Here is a 20,888-nt window from a genome sequence, read left to right on the forward strand (position 1 = left end):
GCTTTTATTATGATACAATTGGTTGTAAAGGATCCGCATAATGCGCTAATCCATAATTTCTTGTTTGTGACTCCTCCGGATGTAGTATATGCCATTCAAACTCATCTCTAAAGTGCCTGATTGCTGCAGCAACAGGCCAAGCAGCCGCATCGCCCAAAGGACATATCGTATTACCCTCAATCTTGCGTTGTACATCCCAAAGCAAGTCAATATCGGACATAGATCCATGTCCACTTTCAATCTTATGTAACACTTTTTCCATCCAGCCGGTTCCCTCACGACAAGGCGAACATTGTCCACAGCTCTCATGATGATAGAAACGGGCGAAATTCCAGGTATTGCGAACCACACATTGATCTTCATCAAATACAATAAAGCCTCCCGAGCCAAGCATGGTACCTGTTTGAAAACCACCATCCGATAAAGACTCATAGGTCATTAAACGGCTATTTCCAGCAGCTGTTTTCAGAATAAGGTTTGCTGGCAAAATTGGCACTGACGAACCTCCTGCCACAACAGCCTTCATCCGTTTTCCATTAGCTATGCCACCACAGTATTCATCCGAATAGATAAATTCTTCTACTGGTAGCCCCAGTTCAATTTCATACACCCCAGGTTTGACGATATTACCACTGGCCGAAATCAATTTCGTTCCCGTACTACGTTCGACACCGATTTTTGCATACTCTTCCCCGCCCAGATTAATAATAGGAACGGTTGCAGCAATAGACTCTACATTATTTACGACTGTAGGGCAGTTATATAATCCCGCAATGGCAGGAAAAGGAGGCTTGATCCGTGGATTGCCACGCTTACCTTCTAAAGATTCCAGTAATGCGGTCTCCTCGCCACAGATATAAGCACCGCCTCCTGGCTGTACATAGATTTCTAGATCATAACCTGACCCAAATATATTCTTACCTAAAAATCCCTTCGCTTTTGCTTCAGCGATAGCACGTTCCAGGATTCTGATCTGTGGCATCATCTCACCACGCACATAGATATAGGATGTATTTGCACCAAGAGCGAAACTGGACACAATCATTCCTTCGATCAACGCGTGCGGAATATGGGTCATCAAATAACGATCCTTGAATGTACCTGGCTCAGACTCATCCGCATTACAGACCAAATAACGTGGCACTCCCTCCGGCTTAGCCAGAAAGGACCACTTCATACCTGTAGGAAAACCTGCTCCACCTCTTCCGCGCAGTCCGGATTTTTTCACCTCCTCCACCACTTCCTCTGGAGACATGTTTTTTATTACTTTTTCAACAGCTACATAGCCTCCTTTTTGACGATAAACCTCAAAGGTATTGATGCCTGGGACATCGATATGTGTCAACAAAAGTTTACGTGCCATATTATTCTGTTTTAGCTTTTAAATGATCAATCAATTCGTCCACCTTAGCTTCATTCAAGTTCTCATAGAAGGTGTATTCAGGTCCGATCTGAAGGACAGGGCCAAATCCACAGGCAGCCAGACATTCAACACCTCGCCAGGAGAAGAGCCCATCTTGCGTCACTTCCCCCTCCTTTACACCAAGTTTTTGTTCCAAATGCCCCATGATTCGCTCGGCCCCAACTAGACAACAAGGACCGGTGCGACAAATTTCCAAGACATATTTTCCTTTAGGTTCCAGCAAAAACATCGTATAGAAGGTTGCGACCTCATAGACTTCAATGGGTAAAATATGGAGATAAACAGCCACCTGATCCATTGCATCCGCACTGACCCAGCCAAACTCCGCCTGAACCAAATGCAAAATGGGCAATAGCCCTGATTTCTGCTTCCCCTCGGGATAACGGCTTACCACTTCCCCAAACTTGGCTAGCAATTCGGGAGAAAACGTTACATTTTCATTATGTTGTTTTACACTAAGCATCTAATTCTCCTGCTATAACGTTAAGACTACTCATGTTAATAATTGCGTCAGAAATCAACATACCTGCACTCATTGGCGCAAACATCTGATAATTGACGAACGATGGACGCCTAAAATGGAGACGATAAGGTGAACGACCTCCATCATGGATTAAATAAAAACCAAGTTCACCATTTGCGCCTTCCACGGCATGATACACTTCAGCTTTAGGCGTATCCACTTCACCCATGACGATTTTAAAATGATATATCAGCGCCTCCATATTAGTATAGACCTGCTCCTTTGGTGGCAAATAGAAATCTGGGACTTCGGCATGAAATACCCCTTTAGGTTCCTTCTCAATTTTTTCCAATGCCTGCTCAATAATGCGAAGGGACTGCCACATTTCCTCATTCCTGACCATAAACCGATCATATACATCGCCTGTTGTACCCACGGGCACTTCAAAGTCAAACTCCTCATAGGAGCAATATGGATTTTGTACCCGAACGTCATAATCTACACCAGTAGCCCTTAAAATAGGGCCAGACCAACTATAATCCAATGCCTCCTCCGGAGTAACGGCAGCAACGCCCGAAGTTCGTTCTATAAAAATCCGATTACGCACAAACATCTCTTCAAACTCTTTCAATACGGGCGGATAACGATTCAAAAATTCACGGATTTTCTCAAAAGCAATAGCATTAAAGTCTCGTTCAAATCCACCGATACGCCCAATATTTGTTGTCAAACGCGCACCACAGATCTCTTCGAAAATCTCATAGATAAACTCGCGTTCCTGCATCACGTACAAGAATCCTGAAAATGCACCTGTATCAACACCTAGGATTCCATTACAAATGATATGATCTGCTATACGCGCAAGTTCCATCACAATAACCCGCATATATTGTACGCGCTTCGGAATTTCGATTTTTAACAGTTTTTCAACTGTCATATGCCAACCCATGTTATTGATGGGCGCCGAACAATAATTTAAACGGTCCGTCAGCGGAGTGATCTGATAAAAAGGTCTGTGTTCGGCAATTTTCTCAAAAGCACGATGAATATAGCCAATGGTGGAAACACCACTCACAATACGCTCCCCATCTATCTGCACTACATTCTGGAATACACCATGCGTAGCTGGGTGTGTGGGGCCAATATTCAGGGTGATCAACTCATCCTGTGGGTCATTATCATCGAAAACAGGTTGATTAGATGTCATCTTGCTTATAAACTCGCTCATATCATATAAAATTAACGGCCGAAATACAAATCCTTCTTATCTACTCGGTTTGGGTCTTCCAAGGGATATTCCTTTCGCATCGGAAACACATCCATATCGTCAACATTCAGGATTCTTCTCAAATCCGGATGTCCTAAAAAGTTTACTCCAAAAAAATCATAGGTTTCACGTTCCATCCAATTTGCCCCTTTCCAAACAACTGTAGCCGTTGGTATTTCCGGGTTTGGTCCATCCAAAAACACCTTTACGCGTATACGGATATTGTGGACCAGACTATGGATATGGTATACAATAGCAAATTCTTTCTCGAGATGAGGATAATGCGCAGCAGTAATATCCGTTAAATGAATAAACTGTAACTCATTACTGCCCTTCAGAAAGCGCAATATATCGATGACATCTTCTACATCCACAAGGACCGTCAAGAGATGATGTGCATCGGGAATTTCTACGATCTTATCAGGAAAATTTTCCTGGAGTTTCTCCAATAAAAAGCTATTCTCCATCTCCTATTTATTAGTATGTATACCGTATTTTTCCAAAAGCGCTTTATATTCAGGTGTATTTCGTCTATTTAACGACTCGTTTTTGACGATGTCCTGCAAACGCAAAACACCATCTAGAATCGCCTCGGGACGCGGAGGGCAGCCCGGGACATACACATCCACCGGAATCACTTCATCAATACCCTGCAACACAGAATAGGTATCGAAGATCCCCCCACTAGAAGCACAGGCACCGACCGCAATCACCCAACGCGGCTCTGCCATTTGCACATAGACCTGCCTCAGGACAGGAGCCATTTTCTTTGCTATGGTCCCCATGACCAGCAACATATCCGCCTGCCGCGGAGAAAAGCTTGGTCGCTCGGCGCCGAATCTAGCCAGGTCGTAGGTAGAACCCATCGTAGCCATAAATTCAATACCACAACAGGATGTCGCAAAAGGCAAGGGCCACAACGAATTTGCGCGCGCCAGCCCTATAGCTTTATCCAAGCTAGTCGCAAAGAATCCTGCGCCTTCTACTCCCGGAGGAGCTTCTGCCAATTTTATATCACTCATGAAAAGACGATTTATAAGGTTTAAGTACAATCGGCTACTACGCCAATGTTACAGGACAACTTAGTCCCAGTTTAATGCTTTTTTCTTAATGACATAGATAAAGCCCAACAAGAGCATCCCCATGAAAATAAACATCTCGATCAAGCCCTGAAAGCCCATTTCTCTAAAGTTGACGGCCCATGGATACATAAAAATAACCTCAACATCAAAAATGACAAACAAGATTGCTACCAGAAAATATTTAATTGAAAAAGGCTGCCTAGCGTTCCCTACGACTTCAATACCGGACTCAAATGCTCCGAGCTTATTTTCCGTCCTAACTTTAGGACCTATAAGGTGGGTAATAATTATGGTACCTACTCCGAATCCTACGGCTACAATCAGCTGTATGAATATAGGTAAATAGTCTATCGGCATACTATTGGCGTGCTCCATCTCAATCAGAATTTATATTGGTAACTGTCTCTAAATATAGAAATTCCAAGACTAAATTCAAAACAAAAAAGGCGCAGATCATACGATCTGCGCCTAATTTAGAATGATTTTAGTTAAGCTTACTTAATAGCGTCCAAATACGCTTTCGCGCCTTCATTTGCTGGATCTATCTCAAGCACTTTTTGTAAATTTTGCTTTGCTTTCACCATATCTTGTTTCATATAATGGAAAAGACCGATATAAGTATAAGCATCCACCAAATAAGTCTTATTCTTTTCTTGACTACCACGTTGGTTGATTGTATCAATTAATTTTTGGAACATTGGCACAAAATCACCTTTTGGATTTTCCAAATTATCCGCAGTTAAGGCAGAGAAAGCTTTATAATAAAGCGCATTGACCAGATATTTATCTTGTGCCTCTTTATTATCTGTGTTTTCAATAACAGTCAAGAAACCGATCGCCTTATTCAGCGTTGCAATTGCTTTATCTTTTTGCGCTTGATTAACAATAGCACCTTCTGCATTTTTACTAGCAGCTTCTTCTTTAGATCCGATTTGGAAATAAGCCTCACCTGCATAATAGTTTGCATCATATAAGTAAGTTGGATTGTCCTTATATTGACCAACTAACTCAAATAAAGAGGCTGCAGTCTGCAATTCTTGTTCTTGATATTTAGCAAATGCCAATTCAGCAACCTCACCTAACAATTCCTTATCACCATCAATTGCTTTTTTAATATCTGCAATTCCTTTTTGGATATTAGCTGTATTTTCAGGAGTCAAAACAGGAGCAGCAACAGTGGCAGTGCTATCCGCGCCTGCAGCTGGAGCAGCAGGTTTCGGACTATTAGCAGCAATTTGTGCCATTCCCAAGTACATGTAATCCAAAGGAATCACACGGTCCTTTTCCATTTTGCTGAACATTTGGTTCAAATATTCCAATGCTTTCGGATAATCTTTTGTTTTTTGGAAAGCAATGTATCCTAAATAACGATAGATTTTTGGATCTACCGAAGGATTTTTAGCCAATTCTTCTGAAACAGTCTGTAATTCATCATATTGACGAGAATAAACCAAGAAGTCGGCATAGCGAATTTTTGCCTCCAACGAATTATCTCCTGCTGTTTCTAGGTATTTCTTGTATTGCGCAACACCTTTTTTATTCAACTCTACATATTTCTCGTCACTAGTTCCAGGCATTCTTGACCATTGGTAGTATGTCTCCGCCAACTCACGATAAGTAGGTGCATATGCTGGAGTCTCGGCTGCTATCGCCTCCAATTGGGTTACAGCTTCGTCATAAGCTTGTGCCCCACGAACGATAATAGCTTGGCCAACTTTCGCCTTAACGGAATTTGCATCAATATCCATCGCGTCACCATAGCTGGTATAAGCCAATGAACCTTCTCTCAAACCACGGTAAGCGTCGCCCAATGCCAAAGGAATAGCAATATCTTTGGTATTTTTTGCTTTTGCTTGAGTTAAATATTCTAGAGCTTTTGCGTAATCTGGCTCCGGTGTGTTAATATATGCACGACCGATTTCCAATAATGGCTCGTAATCCTTTTTACCTAATTTTGCAGTCGCCAAAGCAAACTTGGATTCAGCGCTAGCTTTATCCTTCTTCAATAAGTCAACATAACCCAAACCTACATTGTTAATTGTCGCTTTTGGATCATTAGTCAAACCTTGGTTAAAAATCGCAGCGGCAGAGTCAGCTCTGTCGTTTACCAAATAAACTTGACCCAAATAGAAATAATTATCTCCATTCTTAGGCTGCTTAGTCACTAACTGTTGAAGAATAGTTTTCGCCTTACCATAGTTTTCAGCCTCGATGGCTGCTCTAGCATCTTTCAAACTTTGCGCACTTACTGTGCCCACAGATCCAGCCAATAAAAGACTAAATAATAATTTACTGTTTGTCATAATCTATTTTTGTACTATTTATTATCTATTTAATATAACTCTCATCTCTAATAATGATCTCCCGTCCCGGCATGGTTGCAGGCACCAAACCTGCTTTTAGCACAATGCGCTGTCCGCGATCTCCCGTCAAAAATGCGCTAAACCCTAGCCCCAATCCCATATTAGGTTGGTAATTCATGATGTAAACCGGTCTTATGAACGGATACAATCCGTCGGCTATGGTTGACTGTGATGGCTTATAAAAATGTGCCTTGTCCGCCTCCTCACTAACATTTTCGATGCTCAATGTACGAATTTTATCCAATAATTGCGAATTTTTTTCAACTGCCTTCAAGTACCAGTTATAACCGATAACCCCCACGACATTAGTATTTTCGCTGATGTACTTTATCACTTCCTCGTTATCTTTCATCGCGGAAATAGCCTTCGGATCAATTTTTTGCAATTTGTAATAGTCCTTTAAAAAACGTAAAGTGCTTGAATTTGCGTTGTCAAAAATCAGACGCTGGCCAGCTAAATTACCTTCCAACAAAGACTTAACGCTCTTTTGGGACATTATAGTATCGGCACTGTTACGATTATTAATTAATACCACAGCGTCAGAAGCCATTTGGAATATTTTAGGTTGGATACCGCGCTTCTTAAAATATTCATCCTCTTGGCTATTTAATTTTCTAGTCAAGACAACCACATAAGCTGAGTCCGACAATAAAGCATTAACAGCTTTGATCTCCGGTCTCGCCATGATTTCAAGACTGGAGTTCGGATATGAGCTTTCAAAAACATCAGCAGACTCTTTGATGATCGGCAGCAACGTCTGATCAACCAAGACCGGCAATTTGCCGGTAAGAATATCTTCACTCCCTCTATTGCTCTTTGCTCCATCTTTGCAGGAAACCAATGCTCCGATACAAAAACCTAGCATCACAAGAATTACACTATATTTTCTCATACGATACATCATATAATAAGACAACTAAAATAAAAGAATAGTTTAATTTTTGAAGAGAGTTGTTTGAAATTTAAAAAGCTACTGGCGGTTAATTAAAATTGTTTTGCCAAAGCCTCACAAATCGCATAAAAGAATAAAGAATCAACACAACGCCGAAAACTGTTTTGTAAGTTGGATTGATCTCTATGGGAAAATTATCCCAAAAAATAATTAGGAGGCCCAAAACAAAATAAAAACCAAACATAAATAGTCCTAAAATGGACAGAAATCGCTTTAAAGGCGATTTCTGTCTATAATTAGAATTATTATTCGAATTAAAATCTGTCATTCTATTGTGTCTGAAGATTCAAACGAATTGGTAAGGTGTAAGCTACACGAACTGGACGACCATTTTGAATACCTGGTTTCCATTTCTTCGCTTTCTTTAACAACTTAACAGCTGCATCTCCTGTACCGTATTTCAAATCACGTTTTACATTGATATCTGTCAAACTACCGTCTCTCTCCACAACGAAGGAAACTTCCACAACACCATTAACTCCACTTTCCTGTGCCGCTTGCGGATAATCATAGTTTGAAGACACCCACTTCATAAAAGCTGCCATCCCGCCAATTGGCTCAGGATTAACCTCTACTGCTGTAAAGATTTTATCTCCATTTGGATCACCGTTTGGATCACCTTTTGAAACACCAGTGATTCCGCCATCTTGTTTCTTAGAACCGAACTCACCACGTGCTACTGAAGTCCCTGTTGGGCTACCCTTCAAAGTGATACGTGCTGGAGTTTTATTTGGATCTTTCAGCTCCTCCTGAGAAGCAACTTCCTCTACAACTTTATTAGCGGGAGCTACTTTAGGCTCAGGAAAACGAATCAAATCCTCTTTCGGCACGTCCATTGCCACTTGCTGAGGTTTTTCTTCCGGTTCTTGCGGAAGTGGCTCCTCTTCTGGCGGCTCAGGTGGCTTGATCTCTTCAAGGTCTTCCAAAGTAACTTCAGTTACCGCTGGAGGTGCTTCAACAGCTTTCTTCGGAAAAATTTTATCTCCGAAAAGACGAAGAAGACTTGCAAGAACTACCACGCCGATAACGACGAGCAATCCTCTATTAGTCGCTTTAGGGGCAAGTTTACGTAGCTCGTAAGCTCCATACTCCTTGTTTCGTCCCTGAAAAACGACCTCAAGCCATTCTTTCTTAAAAATATCTAATTTTGACCCTATCATATTTTTATACTTTATCGTGCTACCTAATAATGATTAATCATTGTAGATATTGTCACGTTTTAAAACCTCCACTTCTTCTGGACTGATCTTAGCAATCATGTAACGCTTGATATCAACGATTTTCATTTCGTCAAGAATATCAACTAAGTTACGTTGCGTGCTCTTATCACTCGGTCTAATGATAACGATCAAGTCTTTACCGCCAGCAACGCGTGGTACATAGGCTTTTTTCTCCATCAATACCTTGCGAATGCCATCAGCTCCGTAACCAACAGTTGTTGGTCCTTCGATAGGATTTTTTACTTGTCCGTAAATCACAGAGACTTTGTTATCAGATCCCAATAAAACTGTTAATGAACGGTTGTCAGCTGTCAACAAATCGGGCTGAGGCTCATCCTTAACTTTATTTTTATCTGGCATCGCCACGTCCATCGCTTGTGGTTTATTTAAAGATGTGGTCAACATGAAAAAGGTAATCAATAGGAAGGCCAAATCCACCATGGCTGTAAGGTCGACCTTACCACCATTTTTCTTGGACCGAACTTTCCCGCCTTTGCCCTTTTTACCACTATCCTGATTTAATTCTGCCATTTTTTGTTCTTATTAAATCGTCAATTATTTTTCCTCAGCACGCATGCCAGTGATGAAACTAAATTTGTTTTGCTTTTGATTACGCAATGTTTCAATCACCTGGTTTACAGAAGGATATTTCTCATTCGCATCAGCTTTGATAGCAATTTTCAAAGGCCCTGGGTGAACAAAGTTCTTATCCGCAGACTCCTTTTCTTTATTTACTTCTTCAGCAGCTAAACGTGTGTTTTGTACCCAGTAATACAACTCGTTAGAAGTATTCTCTGTACTGTCAATTGGAATACCAGTCTGTACACCTTTTTCAGTGCGCTTGCTGCCATCCAGAGCCAATAACCCTTTCAACTTAGACATTGGTACACCGAAATTTTCCATCAGTTTGAAATGATCATAGTCCTCTTGCGAAAAGCCGATGCCATATTTTGCAGACATTCTTTCTAAAGCTTTTACACGAACTTGTTGATCTGTCGTTCCGAAGAAAACTTTTCCACCATCACCGATCGTAATCATACCCACATTAGAGTCAGGTAATTTATCTTTCGTAGTTGATGCTGGGGTATCCACCGTCAATGCTTCCGGTTGGCGCGCTGTCGCCGTTAATACGAAGAACGTAAGCAGCAAGAACGATACGTCACACATCGCTGTCATGTCGATTGACGTACTGGCTCTTTTTACTTTTGCTTTACCCATTTTAAATTCTTCTTTTTAAATTAAAAACTCAATCTTCTATCCTATGATGCTTTACATTTTTGATTTCCATAAAATAAAATCAAAAATTTTCATCACAGTTCTTATTTGTGGTTTGCAGCGTATGTTTGTACGATTGAGAAACCAGCTTCGTCGATAGAGTAAGTTAATTTATCGATTTTTGCAGTAAAGATGTTATACAATACGATAGCGAATGTTGAAGTCGCGATACCTGTAGCTGTATTGATCAAGGCCTCAGAGATACCGTTCGCCAATTTAGCTGAATCTGGAGCGCCACCGGTTGCCAACGCCGAGAAAGCTTTGATCATACCTGTTACTGTACCTAATAGACCACATAATGTACCGATAGAAACTAATGTTGCGATTACGTTCAAGTTTTTCTCTAACATTGGCATTTCTAATGCTGTAGTTTCTTCGATTTCTTTTTGAATTGCGATAGTAGCTTTTTCAGTGTCAACATTCGTGTCAGCTGATACTGCTTTGTATTTCAATAAACCAGCTTTTACTACGTTTGCAACTGAACCTTTTTGTTTGTCACACTCAGCGATAGCTGAATCGATGTTTCCACCATTAATCAAAGATTGAATTTTTCTAACAAAGTTTCCTACATTTCCAGTACCAGAAGCTTTGTTGATAACGATTAAACGTTCTACTGAGAAAACCCAAACCATTAAGAATAAACCAAGCAAAACAGGTACGATAGCCCCAGCATGGTAAACCATTCCTAAGTAGTTACCTGGATTAGGAGCATTTTCAGGGTTGTTGTCAACGAAGTTAGTTGGATTACCCATCACAAATTTCCATACACAGAAACCCACGATGAAACAGATGATGATTGCAGCTTGAGCAAAGAAAGATCCTCCGTTGTTGCTCTCTTGTTTTGCAGCAGTTTTAGGTGCGTTTGCCATTTTTCTAATTTTTAGTTTTTTACTGTTGTTTAAATATATAATGTTGTTTAAATTATATGCACTCTTATTCGCTTTTGAAATCAATTTTGCAAAGCAAATTTAATATTTAATGTCAAATTTAAAATATTCATCTCAAATATATAAAAAAAATCAAATTTGTTTTTTCAAACTGAATACACCATTCTAGTGTCATTTTTCTCAGCAGTTCCCGTTATATAATCCTTATTACTATCAGCTAAATCGCTTAGTAGCAATAATTATTTTACAATGAAAACCATTTTTTTTTTGATATGCAAGAAAAACGAGGAATTTAAGCGACAAAAAGTAAGTGATTACTCATGTTTTTTACAACCTCCCCGCCTCTATTACGGATCATATTTACCTAATAAACAATTCATTAGATTTAATACGATTCGTATAGATATAGTTGTTTAACCACCAACCAATTTAACGCGATACCCCTCTTTAAGTAACAACTCATAGATCTTTTGCTTAAATTCACCTTGGATCACAATTTCTCCATCTTTAACCGTTCCCCCTACACCGCACTTTTGTTTTAATAATTTACCCAGAACTTCAAGATCTGCCGTTTGTCCCACAAAGCCAGTTACCAAAGTAACAACCTTTCCTTTCCGCATTTTGCGGTCGAGTTGTACTTTAAGATTCTGCTGATTCACGGGCAATGTTTCCATTTCCTGCAAAGAATCCGCAAGTTGATAGTTATAACTGTCATCTGTCGAATATACAACGCCTTCGTAGGACTGTTTCTTATTTTTACTCATGATTTTAACAAATAATTTTTATCGCTTTCGGCATAATTGAAATATTAAGCTTATCCCCCAGTTCAATAGGTTCGCCGTCTACATGCACCGGTGAACTTGAATCTACCTCAATTTCGATATGCTTTCCAGGTATAATTTCTACATAGCTTGATTGGTCCGCAGATTTATTAAACAAATGAAAAATCATTTTAGGCAAGATATACAAGGGGAACTTATGTACAATGCAGACATCCAATATACCGTCATTGACTGAAGCTTGTGGCGCGATATAAGCATTATTTCCGTACTGCGGAGAATTGGCTACGCTGATCATAAAAGCCTGTCTTTCATACACCTGCCCATCTATCGTTAATTTATAATGTGCTGGCTGATATTTACTGAGTACATTAAAAACTGATTTCATATAACCCAGCGGGCCACGGATGTTTTCATTGGCAAAATTTTCACTTACAGAAGCATCGAAGCCCAGTCCCGCGATATTAAAAAAACGGCGGTCGTTAATGACACCACAATCCACTTCGATCGATTCAAAACGATTGATACGGCGAATAGCTGCAGCTTCATTCATTGGAATGCCTAAATAAAGTGCCAGACCATTACCTGAGCCCTCCGGAATAATCCCCAATGGTATCCCTGAACCAACCAAAGCAGAGCCCAACTCATTGATCGTCCCATCCCCGCCGACGGCGATTACCGCATCATACCCCTCCTGAATAGCTTGCAATCCGATTTCATAGGCATGGTTGGGTCTCGCTGTTTGCTGAAAAGTAGGATCAAATTTCTGCAAATCCAGCACATCCAATACCTGTTTTTTAAAGGAAGTTTTACGTTTTCCTCCTGAAATAGGGTTAATGACAAACAATATTTGTTTACGTTCTGACATATCCAAAGATAGCGGAAATTACCAATTTCTTAAAATAATGTAATCTTTATGCCGTTTTAGCTTCGCTTTCTACGCTTTTTAAAATTAAAAGACAAATTTGATTTTAAATATCCCACAAAGTATCGTAGCTTTGTCGCAACAAAAAATAGAATGTGGACTGATTTGCGTGCTGTTGCATACACAAAGCAACGACAAGGAGATTGCAACCACAGTAAAAAAGTGCTAAAAACCCTTCGCTATCACGGCTCTTATCACTTTGCTGTAATTTCATTTCAAGCGCAAATCCAATATTAAAATTACGTAAAAGCATGGCTTATTTATTTACGTCAGAATCTGTTTCTGAAGGACATCCAGACAAAGTTGCGGATCAAATTTCAGATGCACTAATAGACAATTTCTTAGCATGGGATGAAGACTCTCGTGTTGCTATTGAGACTTTAGTAACGACTGGTCAGGTCGTTCTCGCAGGTGAGGTTAAATCAAACATATATTTAGATGTCCAGAAAATAGCCCGTTCTGTTATCCAAAAAATTGGCTATACCAAGTCCGAATATATGTTTGAAGCAAATTCCTGTGGTGTTTTATCTGCAATCCATGAGCAATCTGCTGATATTAATCAAGGTGTAGACCGCAAGACAAGACAAGAGCAAGGAGCTGGAGACCAAGGTATCATGTTTGGCTATGCTAATAATGAAACTGAAAACTTCATGCCTCTGGCATTAGATCTTTCTCATCGTCTTTTATATGAACTGGCAGAGTTGCGTAGAGAAAACAACGAAATAAAGTATCTACGACCGGATGCAAAATCACAGGTAACGTTGGAATATGGTGATGATCATAAACCAAAAAGAATTGATACAATCGTAATTTCGACACAGCATGATGACTTCGACAGTGAGCCGGTCATGTTGGATAAAATCACACAGGATATAAAAACAATTTTAATTCCACGTGTTAAAGCACAATTGAAACCAGAACTCCAATTGTTATTTAATGATGAAATTAAATTCCATATTAATCCAACCGGAAAATTTGTTATCGGTGGTCCACATGGAGATACCGGGCTGACCGGCCGTAAGATCATCGTAGATACTTATGGAGGTAAGGGTGCACATGGAGGAGGGGCTTTCTCTGGGAAAGATCCATCGAAAGTGGATCGTTCCGCTGCTTATGCCACCCGTCATATTGCCAAAAACTTGGTTGCTGCAGGGGTGGCAGACGAGATCCTCGTTCAGATATCCTATGCAATTGGTGTCAAAGACCCTATGGGAATTTATGTAAATACCTATGGAACAAGCAAGGTAAACCTGACAGATGGCCAGATTGCTGATAAAATAGCACAATTGTTTGATATGACCCCTTATGGCATTGAAACTCGTCTTGGTTTAAGAAACCCTATCTACTCTGAAACCGCTGCTTATGGTCACATGGGAAGAACACCGAGAAAAGTAACTAAAGAATTCGAAAGTTCTACTGGAGAAAAGAAACAAATCGAAGTGGAGTTATTCACTTGGGAAAAGTTAGATTACATCGAGAAGGTGAAAGAAGAATTTGGTCTGTAATGGACTCACCTACCAAAATAATGATGGGGATACAGCAAATGTATCCCTTTTTTTGTATCTTACTCTCTCTAAACCGTATCATAAATGAAAAGACGCAATTTTTTACTTGCACCTATGGTGCTCGTCACCGCGCCCGCATGGGCAAATCCGACGCAGTCAGATCATGACTTGCACCCCAACACAATTATACATGTTGTGAATTTTTGGCTGAAAGAAGATATCAGTGAAAAAGATAAAAAGGATTTCGTCGGATTTTTCGAAGAACTTAGAAAAATTGAAACAATCAAAACACTTAACTATGGTGTTCCTGCACCGACAAATAAGCGAGCAGTCGTCGATAATAGTTTTGACTATACATTGATTGTCACATTCAAAGATCTTAAAGATATTGGCATTTATGAAACACATCCAATTCATCTAAAAGCTATTGAAAAATACAAGCACTTTTGGACCAAAGTAATGGTTAAAGACACAACCATTATTAAATAAGTCCACGTGCCTTTATTTCTAGATACTTATTGATTGAATTTATTGTCAAATTTTCTGGTGCAGTGTAGATGGTCTGAAATCCGTTACGGATCAGCTCCTGCACAATAAGTTGCTTCTCGTAGATAAATTTCTCCGCAATAATTTGATTATAGATCTCAATAGTCTTTTTAGGCGAGCTTTTAGCCAAATCTTCAACTTCAACATTTTTGAAGACAATAACAACGATGATATGACTCCGGTTTAACATCGACAGATAACTCATCTGCCTTCTCAGGGAGTCCAGTGTTTCAAAATTTGTATAAAGAAAGATAAGCGAACGTTTATTGATATGTGCGTTCGCATAACTATAAAGTTTGCCTAACTCAGGCTCGTCAAATTTTGTAGCCACCTGGTATAAGGCTTCCGAAATTTTGAGCATCTGGTTATTTCTTTTTTCAGCTGGAATAAAAACATTCACATCTTTCGAAAAGGTCAATAATCCAGCACGATCCTGCTTTAATATTGTTGCGTTTGAAAGAACTAGGGAGGCATTGATTGCATAATCCAATAATGTCAGTCCTTCAAAAGGCATCCGCATTGCTCGTCCCAAATCAATAAATGAATAGACCGGTTGTGACTTTTCCTCCTCATACTGATTGACCATTAGCTTTTTGGCTTTTGCTGTAGCCTTCCAATTCATATGACGATAATCATCGCCCTGGACATATTCCCGAACATGGTCAAACTCCATTGCAGAGCCAATACGACGGATCCGTTTTATACCCAATTCATTTAACCTATTGCTTGTTGCTAAGAGCTGATACTTTCTTAATTGAATATAAGAAGGGTAACATGGAATTTCCTGAACCTGATTGGTCACAAATCTCCGTTTGAAAAATCCAAACCGCTGCACAAGTGCCATACATCGTCCAAACTGATATACCCCCCTTTGTGTTGGCCGCATCAAATAAGAAATCTCAGAACTTTGATGTGCGGTTAAACGGGTAGAAAATTCATTGTTACGAATTTGAAGTTGTATCGGAAATTCCTCTAAGATTTCAATAATAGTAGGAAATGGATAGAAGGAATTGACTATTAACTTCATCGGATTTTCATCCCCATTGGATAACTTCTCAGGATATATCCTAGTGATTTCAATACGCCCTTTACCTGCAAACAATACAACGAAATCAAAAATCAGCACAGCCAACCATAGCCAAAATACAATCCATGCAACAATAAACAATCCCTTAATAAAAAAAGAAACTGCAAAAAATGTTGCTATCCCCAATAGAGAATAGAAAAACTGATTGGTTAGAAAAAGCTGCTTTAATTTCCTCATTATCTTGGAATTTCTACCGTATTAATGATTTGGTCAATAACATAAGAAGTTGTAAAACCCTCCATTTCCCGTTCAGGAGTCAGCATCACACGATGCCCCAAGACCGCGGATGCAACCCTTCTAATATCTTCAGGCGTTACAAAATCTCTTCCACTCAATGCTGCAGAAGCTTTGGCAGATTCCAATAAGGCAATAGAAGCCCGCGGTGACGCCCCTAAAGTTAAACTCGGATTAGTACGCGTCTTTATAATCACCTGAGCAATATAGCTTAACAATTCTTCGTGTACAAAAATTGATTTGATAAGCCGCTGAAATGAGAAAATTTCTTCCGCTGAAACCACACTGTTTACTTGATCCTCTTTATTCGATGCTTTCTGCGCATGATGCTCTTTCAAGATCTCCAGCTCCTGCTCAAGTTCCGGATAGTTCACATTGATCTTAAAAAGAAAACGGTCCAGCTGCGCTTCTGGCAATCGATAGGTTCCTTCATGTTCGATCGGGTTCTGCGTAGCAAATACAATAAATGGAGTCGGCAAAATATAGGTATTTCCATCAACGGAGACCTGATGTTCAGCCATACTTTCGAAAAGTGCAGCCTGTGTTTTTGCAGGAGCACGATTAATCTCGTCGATCAAAACAATATTAGCAAAAATAGGCCCTTTTCGAAATTCAAATTCATTGCTTTTTAGATCCAAAATCGATGATCCCGTCACATCGGAAGGCATCAAATCTGGGGTAAACTGAATTCGTTTAAAGTCGCTACTAATTGTCTTGGCTATCAATTTTGCTGATAAAGTCTTCGCAACACCAGGTAAACCTTCTATTAGCGAATGTCCAGATGCTAAAATCGAAATCAGTAACAGATCAATTAATTGATCCTGTCCAACAATAACCTTTTTTACCTCCGACTTTACTTGAGCCATTTTATCATATAAAACCGATATATCGATCCGGTTTTCAAAAGATATATATTTATCGAAGTCACTCATATCATTTTTGCTTTATGTTTAAAATCTTCTATTGTTTCATTAACCTGTTTTAATCCGGCCACTTTATTTTGCTGTATCCCTTGCATTCGAATGATTAATCTGATCAGCTGCTGTGTTTCAGCCAAAGAGACACCCGATCTTTCTGCCAATTCTTCAGAAAAGCCTTCTTCTCTTAACGCTAAGGTGTCCATATGAAAACGGCTTCGTATATCGTGTAAGAAATAGTCTATTTTCTTATCAACCATATTACCTGGCGTCCCATTTTCGTAGTATAATGTTGCAATTGTCTCACAAAATTCTTTAGAAAGATTGGGTTCCGGTTTAGCAATTTCCACTGCACGTTGCTCCCTTTTACTTTTAAACACAAGCAAAAGAACAAGTCCCCCCAAAAGTACATACCACGCTTGTCTTAAACCTGCATTGGTCAACAAAACCCGTAATGGGGTACTGTACTGAGCCGTATTCGCCTTAAAATCATACCATGCAATCGGTTTGTCATTTAAATAAGATAATGATTTTGCGGCATAAGCATATTGAGAAGCTGAATTCAATAGATAATAATTTCCAAACAAGTCGGGTGTCAGGTGCAAATAAAGTTTGCCTTTGCCAATCTGCACCTCAACAAAATTAGGCAGCAAATAATCCTGATAACTGATCCCTCCCAAAATGGTCACATTTTTGGGTAGCTTAATAAAAACAGTACTTAAATCTGATTTTGCATAATGAATTTTACTATTATCGTTAGTCAGCTTGACTCTTAAATGGTTTTTAATATCAACGCCCTTTTTATATCCGTAGAAATCAAACACCTTAATGTCCAAGGAGTCCAAAAGATAATGATCAATCGCCTCAGCAATAATCATTGCTTTTCCTCCTCGGGACACATAGTCAAGTAATTTATTTTCCGCGGCTTCGCCTAAGGAAAAATAGGAAGTATAAAATAAAAGGTTCTTATCCCTTCCTTTCATACTATCAAGATATTGATACAATGGACGCTTAATATCTTCATTATGCTGATCAATAATATGTTTTAATTCATTTCTGACCACATAAGCCCCAAAAGGGTTTTTATCTTTCGCATCGAAAGTCCGATCCCAAATAATCGGTTTCTTGCTCGTCATGTCTATGATACCGATCAATAGCAGGACGACTCCCAATAATATCAATCCAAATTTTACTGATCCCTTCATTTAATTTGATTTTGATATTGATTAAACAGTTGTTCATACTGACTAAAATCTGAGGTATTTAATTCAAATTGCCCAAACCAGACGTAGTCAAATATCCGGGTACATTCCTCAAATCCCCCGCGTAGCGCATTGTTCTGGATCTCATTAGCAAATTCAGCATTTGTTTTACTATGCTTCCACTGAATGTGACCCGCTTGTGCCAGCTTTTGAATATTCAATAATTGCAGATAGCGAATGCCCAAAGCATAATTTTTTTGTTCAATAGCATCCTTAATATATTTTTTGAGATCGCTGTTCATCAAATTTCGCTCTACATAGGCCAATGTATCTAAGGCATCTTCTTCTCTTTCATGCTTAATGAAATATTGATTTTTATTATACAGCACTTTATAGAGAATAAAAGCCAGTGCGATTAACGCTAAAAAAGCAAAGACATAACCAAATTCTTTGTTAAATTTATACCGATTATCGGGCATTATATCGCCCAACCATTCAGAAATACGGGATAAAATACGTTGCAATAGGCTTATTTTATCTTTAATATTCTCGGAATAAACAAAATCGTCCTGTTCATAGCGCTTGATAATTTCTGGATAGGGATCCATCTTAAACGCTCTATCATGACTATATCTGGGAATAGAATCAAATAATTGAGGATCCCAAAGCGTACTGTCACTATTATCAGCTTTTGCTACAGCTACGGAATCCATCGCTGCGGAGTCTAAGGCAATGTTCGCAGAATCCAACAGGGAGGAAATAGAATCAACTGCAACCGAGTCCGCTGTATCGATTTCTGATTCCTTCGCTTTCGGTTTCGGGTCGCAGGCACCGAGCAATAGCATAAATACAAAAGAAACAACAATTATTATTCTATTCATCACTACCTCCAATCCGATCAATCATACCATAAATACGTTCGCTAAATTTAAGATCCTTTGCCGTTTCATAAATTATACCATTGGCCAACACACCTGCCATATATAGGAAAAGAGTAAACAATGTAATAAATATCCCACCCAAAGTCATCAACAATTTGCCCCAGGATGAATCAAAAAAAGCTGCATCCAATCCTAAAAAATTATATGATATAAGGGAAATAATTATTAAGGGAATTACAGAAATCATCATAACGGCCATTTGGAAGATAAAATTGACGATATAAGCTGCAACCCCATATTGGATCAGCTTTTTACTTAGCATAACATACGAATCAGTGAAACAGCCCCCCAGATCAGAATATCCCTCACGATAAAATAAGAATGAGCTAAATAACCAGATTCCCACAATTGACATCAATATACCAATCGCAAAACTCCCAATAAAAGGAATAAAAGCGGAGATGACCGCAACAATAGCGAGCGGTATAGAAACAACGATCAAGGCCAAAACCATCGCAAATAAGAACATAAAATACCGACCTATATTTGCTCTAAAATTTTGCAAGACCTCTTTGCCGGTAAATAATGTGTTTTTACGTTCTTTCAGAAGAATAAAATATTCAATAGAAATTCCATAGACATATAAGCCAAGTCCGATTAATGCCAGAATCAGTAACGAGGTCCAAGTAAACCCATCAATATCTTCGAATGAGCTACTGTTTGCAGAAAAGGTAACTTTTGTAGAGAGAAAATAATATACTAATGCTATGCCAGCTAACGGTAATGCAGATAGGCCAAATATTGTTGTCACAAAATGTTTATAGATCAACTTAAAAAGGTCTATAAAGTTCTGGACAAAATCGCCTATCTTTCGTTCTTTCTGAAATTCAAATTCTACTTCCATTGAAACCGTTTTGCTAATCGATAGGGGTTAATAACATAAAAGAATAAGATCGCGATCGACGATAAAAGTATGATGAATAAACTGAGCCATATCGAAATAGCATAGTATCTCGTTACAAAGCCCTCTAATGTACCCGCGACAATAAAAAATGGTATTGTACTAATCAGTACTTTCATGGCAATCTTTGCTGTCTGAACAAAAGAGGCCATCCGAGTATACGATTTGGGAAACAAAATGCTATTTCCGATCGCCAGTCCACAACCTCCTGCAACAATGATCACTGAGATCTCGATAGTTCCATGGATCCAGATCGCTGACATTGCCTTTCCCATCACGCCATATTGGAAAAACATTTGATGGAACGCCCCCAACATAATGCCATTGCTAAACAATATATAGCCAGTACCAATACTCAGAAACAATCCAAAAGCAAAAGCCATAAAAGCCACGCGAACATTATTGATCGTAATCCAGATCGCCGAGCCAAAACTACTTCCTTTTCCATAAACCGCAGCAGGATCCCCAGCTTTAATGCTCTCTATCGTCGAATCAACATAAACATCGCCTAAAATTAATCGAATGAAATCCAAATCATACACCGCTGAAAGAAAACCTATCGCCGATGCGAACACAAAAATCAAAAGCGAATAAAGGAGTGGCCGACGGATTGACCAAATTGCCTGCGGAATCTCTTCGTTTATAAAAGATTTGAATCTATTGTTAGAAGCTTTGCGGTCTTTATAGATTTTCTGATGAGCTGTTACTGCTAGTTCATTTAAGTAACTGCGAACCTTACTATCGGGATAAAATGTCTGCGCGTAAGCCAAATCATTTGTCAACTCAATATAATTTGAAGCCAGCTCATCTGGATCAACCTGCATATTAGTTGACAAATTATTTTCAATTGACGTCCATTTTTCTTTATTTCGTTCTACAAATGATGCTTCTCTCATTAATTTTTTTAACTGGCTAAACC

22 protein-coding genes are annotated in these 20,888 nt (G+C 39.2%); 2 read left to right on the top strand and 20 right to left on the bottom strand.

Annotated elements, in window-relative coordinates:
• Window positions 1-7: 7 nt before the first annotated feature.
• From nuoF to BWD42_RS15670, 14 genes are all read right to left on the bottom strand, one after another.
• Window positions 8-1,363 (bottom strand): NADH-quinone oxidoreductase subunit NuoF, encoded by a 1,356-nt coding sequence (gene nuoF, locus BWD42_RS15600; protein WP_077437311.1) that lies wholly within the window; start codon window positions 1,361-1,363, stop codon window positions 8-10.
• Between the two features lies 1 nt (window position 1,364).
• Window positions 1,365-1,886, bottom strand: coding sequence for a complex I 24 kDa subunit family protein (gene nuoE, locus BWD42_RS15605; protein ID WP_077437312.1), 522 nt, complete (start codon window positions 1,884-1,886; stop codon window positions 1,365-1,367).
• Window positions 1,879-3,114, bottom strand: a complete 1,236-nt coding sequence (locus BWD42_RS15610; RefSeq protein ID WP_217700085.1) for an NADH-quinone oxidoreductase subunit D — start codon at window positions 3,112-3,114, stop codon at window positions 1,879-1,881. Before BWD42_RS15610 ends, nuoE begins: the two co-directional genes overlap by 8 nt.
• A gap of 11 nt (window positions 3,115-3,125) precedes the next feature.
• Window positions 3,126-3,620: an NADH-quinone oxidoreductase subunit C gene (locus tag BWD42_RS15615; protein ID WP_077437313.1), complete on the bottom strand. Its 495-nt coding sequence runs from the start codon at window positions 3,618-3,620 to the stop codon at window positions 3,126-3,128.
• 3 nt (window positions 3,621-3,623) lie between these two features.
• Window positions 3,624-4,175, bottom strand: coding sequence for an NADH-quinone oxidoreductase subunit B (locus tag BWD42_RS15620; protein WP_077437314.1), 552 nt, complete (start codon window positions 4,173-4,175; stop codon window positions 3,624-3,626).
• Between the two features lie 60 nt (window positions 4,176-4,235).
• Window positions 4,236-4,610, bottom strand: coding sequence for an NADH-quinone oxidoreductase subunit A (locus tag BWD42_RS15625; protein ID WP_077437315.1), 375 nt, complete (start codon window positions 4,608-4,610; stop codon window positions 4,236-4,238).
• A gap of 119 nt (window positions 4,611-4,729) precedes the next feature.
• On the bottom strand, window positions 4,730-6,538 hold the full coding sequence (locus tag BWD42_RS15630; protein WP_077437316.1) for a tetratricopeptide repeat protein: 1,809 nt from the start codon (window positions 6,536-6,538) through the stop codon (window positions 4,730-4,732).
• Between the two features lie 25 nt (window positions 6,539-6,563).
• Window positions 6,564-7,490, bottom strand: coding sequence for a PstS family phosphate ABC transporter substrate-binding protein (locus tag BWD42_RS15635; protein WP_175992074.1), 927 nt, complete (start codon window positions 7,488-7,490; stop codon window positions 6,564-6,566).
• A gap of 329 nt (window positions 7,491-7,819) precedes the next feature.
• Complete coding sequence (locus BWD42_RS15645; protein ID WP_077437319.1) at window positions 7,820-8,710, bottom strand: TonB family protein; 891 nt, start codon at window positions 8,708-8,710, stop codon at window positions 7,820-7,822.
• Between the two features lie 33 nt (window positions 8,711-8,743).
• Window positions 8,744-9,301 (bottom strand): ExbD/TolR family protein, encoded by a 558-nt coding sequence (locus BWD42_RS15650; protein ID WP_077437320.1) that lies wholly within the window; start codon window positions 9,299-9,301, stop codon window positions 8,744-8,746.
• Window positions 9,302-9,325: 24 nt separating this feature from the next.
• Window positions 9,326-9,988 carry an ExbD/TolR family protein gene (locus BWD42_RS15655; RefSeq protein WP_077437321.1) on the bottom strand — a complete coding sequence of 221 codons (663 nt, stop codon included), beginning with the start codon at window positions 9,986-9,988 and terminating at the stop codon, window positions 9,326-9,328.
• Window positions 9,989-10,089: 101 nt separating this feature from the next.
• On the bottom strand, window positions 10,090-10,914 hold the full coding sequence (locus BWD42_RS15660; protein WP_077437322.1) for a MotA/TolQ/ExbB proton channel family protein: 825 nt from the start codon (window positions 10,912-10,914) through the stop codon (window positions 10,090-10,092).
• A 431-nt stretch (window positions 10,915-11,345) separates the two neighbouring features.
• The gene (locus tag BWD42_RS15665; RefSeq protein WP_077437323.1) at window positions 11,346-11,696 is read right to left on the bottom strand and encodes a translation initiation factor; all 351 of its coding nucleotides are present in this window, start codon (window positions 11,694-11,696) and stop codon (window positions 11,346-11,348) included.
• A 4-nt stretch (window positions 11,697-11,700) separates the two neighbouring features.
• Window positions 11,701-12,579 carry a diacylglycerol/lipid kinase family protein gene (locus BWD42_RS15670; RefSeq protein ID WP_077437324.1) on the bottom strand — a complete coding sequence of 293 codons (879 nt, stop codon included), beginning with the start codon at window positions 12,577-12,579 and terminating at the stop codon, window positions 11,701-11,703.
• 308 nt (window positions 12,580-12,887) lie between these two features.
• On the opposite strand from BWD42_RS15670, the gene metK reads away from it, so the two are divergent.
• Both metK and BWD42_RS15685 read left to right on the top strand, forming a co-directional pair.
• Window positions 12,888-14,141: a methionine adenosyltransferase gene (gene metK, locus BWD42_RS15680; protein WP_077437326.1), complete on the top strand. Its 1,254-nt coding sequence runs from the start codon at window positions 12,888-12,890 to the stop codon at window positions 14,139-14,141.
• Window positions 14,142-14,225: 84 nt separating this feature from the next.
• A complete protein-coding gene (locus tag BWD42_RS15685) occupies window positions 14,226-14,630 on the top strand; it encodes a Dabb family protein (RefSeq protein WP_077437327.1) in 405 nt (134 codons plus the stop codon).
• On the opposite strand, the gene BWD42_RS15690 is transcribed toward BWD42_RS15685, so the two are convergent.
• The 6 genes from BWD42_RS15690 to BWD42_RS15715 are packed head-to-tail and all read right to left on the bottom strand — an operon-like array spanning window position 14,623 to window position 20,865.
• On the bottom strand, window positions 14,623-15,951 hold the full coding sequence (locus BWD42_RS15690) for a DUF58 domain-containing protein (RefSeq protein WP_139351181.1): 1,329 nt from the start codon (window positions 15,949-15,951) through the stop codon (window positions 14,623-14,625). The two genes, BWD42_RS15685 and BWD42_RS15690, sit on opposite strands and share 8 nt — an antisense overlap.
• The gene (locus BWD42_RS15695; protein ID WP_077437328.1) at window positions 15,951-16,940 is read right to left on the bottom strand and encodes an AAA family ATPase; all 990 of its coding nucleotides are present in this window, start codon (window positions 16,938-16,940) and stop codon (window positions 15,951-15,953) included. Before BWD42_RS15695 ends, BWD42_RS15690 begins: the two co-directional genes overlap by 1 nt.
• Window positions 16,937-18,130, bottom strand: a complete 1,194-nt coding sequence (locus BWD42_RS15700; RefSeq protein WP_077437329.1) for a DUF4350 domain-containing protein — start codon at window positions 18,128-18,130, stop codon at window positions 16,937-16,939. The genes BWD42_RS15695 and BWD42_RS15700 overlap by 4 nt, the downstream gene beginning before the upstream one ends.
• The gene (locus BWD42_RS15705; RefSeq protein WP_077437330.1) at window positions 18,127-19,008 is read right to left on the bottom strand and encodes a DUF4129 domain-containing protein; all 882 of its coding nucleotides are present in this window, start codon (window positions 19,006-19,008) and stop codon (window positions 18,127-18,129) included. The genes BWD42_RS15700 and BWD42_RS15705 overlap by 4 nt, the downstream gene beginning before the upstream one ends.
• The gene (locus tag BWD42_RS15710) at window positions 19,001-19,912 is read right to left on the bottom strand and encodes a hypothetical protein (protein WP_077437331.1); all 912 of its coding nucleotides are present in this window, start codon (window positions 19,910-19,912) and stop codon (window positions 19,001-19,003) included. Before BWD42_RS15710 ends, BWD42_RS15705 begins: the two co-directional genes overlap by 8 nt.
• Window positions 19,903-20,865, bottom strand: a complete 963-nt coding sequence (locus BWD42_RS15715) for a stage II sporulation protein M (RefSeq protein WP_077437332.1) — start codon at window positions 20,863-20,865, stop codon at window positions 19,903-19,905. Before BWD42_RS15715 ends, BWD42_RS15710 begins: the two co-directional genes overlap by 10 nt.
• Between the last annotated feature and the right edge of the window lie 23 nt (window positions 20,866-20,888).

This window comes from Sphingobacterium sp. CZ-UAM (assembly GCF_002000245.1).
Taxonomy (GTDB): Bacteria; Bacteroidota; Bacteroidia; order Sphingobacteriales; family Sphingobacteriaceae; genus Sphingobacterium.

Bases quoted from the DNA above. Each gene is read 5' to 3' on its own strand.
- BWD42_RS15670 (WP_077437324.1), bottom strand. From the start codon at position 12,579: ATGTCAGAACGTAAACAAATATTGTTTGTCATTAACCCTATTTCAGGA.
- BWD42_RS15625 (WP_077437315.1), bottom strand. From the start codon at position 4,610: ATGGAGCACGCCAATAGTATGCCGATAGACTATTTACCTATATTCATA.
- nuoF (WP_077437311.1), bottom strand. From the start codon at position 1,363: ATGGCACGTAAACTTTTGTTGACACATATCGATGTCCCAGGCATCAAT.
- BWD42_RS15610 (WP_217700085.1), bottom strand. From the start codon at position 3,114: ATGAGCGAGTTTATAAGCAAGATGACATCTAATCAACCTGTTTTCGAT.
- BWD42_RS15715 (WP_077437332.1), bottom strand. From the start codon at position 20,865: ATGAGAGAAGCATCATTTGTAGAACGAAATAAAGAAAAATGGACGTCA.
- BWD42_RS15665 (WP_077437323.1), bottom strand. From the start codon at position 11,696: ATGAGTAAAAATAAGAAACAGTCCTACGAAGGCGTTGTATATTCGACA.
- BWD42_RS15700 (WP_077437329.1), bottom strand. From the start codon at position 18,130: ATGAAGGGATCAGTAAAATTTGGATTGATATTATTGGGAGTCGTCCTG.
- BWD42_RS15645 (WP_077437319.1), bottom strand. From the start codon at position 8,710: ATGATAGGGTCAAAATTAGATATTTTTAAGAAAGAATGGCTTGAGGTC.
- BWD42_RS15615 (WP_077437313.1), bottom strand. From the start codon at position 3,620: ATGGAGAATAGCTTTTTATTGGAGAAACTCCAGGAAAATTTTCCTGAT.
- BWD42_RS15690 (WP_139351181.1), bottom strand. From the start codon at position 15,951: ATGAGGAAATTAAAGCAGCTTTTTCTAACCAATCAGTTTTTCTATTCT.
- BWD42_RS15705 (WP_077437330.1), bottom strand. From the start codon at position 19,008: ATGAATAGAATAATAATTGTTGTTTCTTTTGTATTTATGCTATTGCTC.
- BWD42_RS15685 (WP_077437327.1), top strand. From the start codon at position 14,226: ATGAAAAGACGCAATTTTTTACTTGCACCTATGGTGCTCGTCACCGCG.
- BWD42_RS15650 (WP_077437320.1), bottom strand. From the start codon at position 9,301: ATGGCAGAATTAAATCAGGATAGTGGTAAAAAGGGCAAAGGCGGGAAA.
- metK (WP_077437326.1), top strand. From the start codon at position 12,888: ATGGCTTATTTATTTACGTCAGAATCTGTTTCTGAAGGACATCCAGAC.
- BWD42_RS15620 (WP_077437314.1), bottom strand. From the start codon at position 4,175: ATGAGTGATATAAAATTGGCAGAAGCTCCTCCGGGAGTAGAAGGCGCA.
- BWD42_RS15660 (WP_077437322.1), bottom strand. From the start codon at position 10,914: ATGGCAAACGCACCTAAAACTGCTGCAAAACAAGAGAGCAACAACGGA.
- BWD42_RS15710 (WP_077437331.1), bottom strand. From the start codon at position 19,912: ATGGAAGTAGAATTTGAATTTCAGAAAGAACGAAAGATAGGCGATTTT.
- nuoE (WP_077437312.1), bottom strand. From the start codon at position 1,886: ATGCTTAGTGTAAAACAACATAATGAAAATGTAACGTTTTCTCCCGAA.
- BWD42_RS15655 (WP_077437321.1), bottom strand. From the start codon at position 9,988: ATGGGTAAAGCAAAAGTAAAAAGAGCCAGTACGTCAATCGACATGACA.
- BWD42_RS15630 (WP_077437316.1), bottom strand. From the start codon at position 6,538: ATGACAAACAGTAAATTATTATTTAGTCTTTTATTGGCTGGATCTGTG.
- BWD42_RS15635 (WP_175992074.1), bottom strand. From the start codon at position 7,490: ATGAGAAAATATAGTGTAATTCTTGTGATGCTAGGTTTTTGTATCGGA.
- BWD42_RS15695 (WP_077437328.1), bottom strand. From the start codon at position 16,940: ATGAGTGACTTCGATAAATATATATCTTTTGAAAACCGGATCGATATA.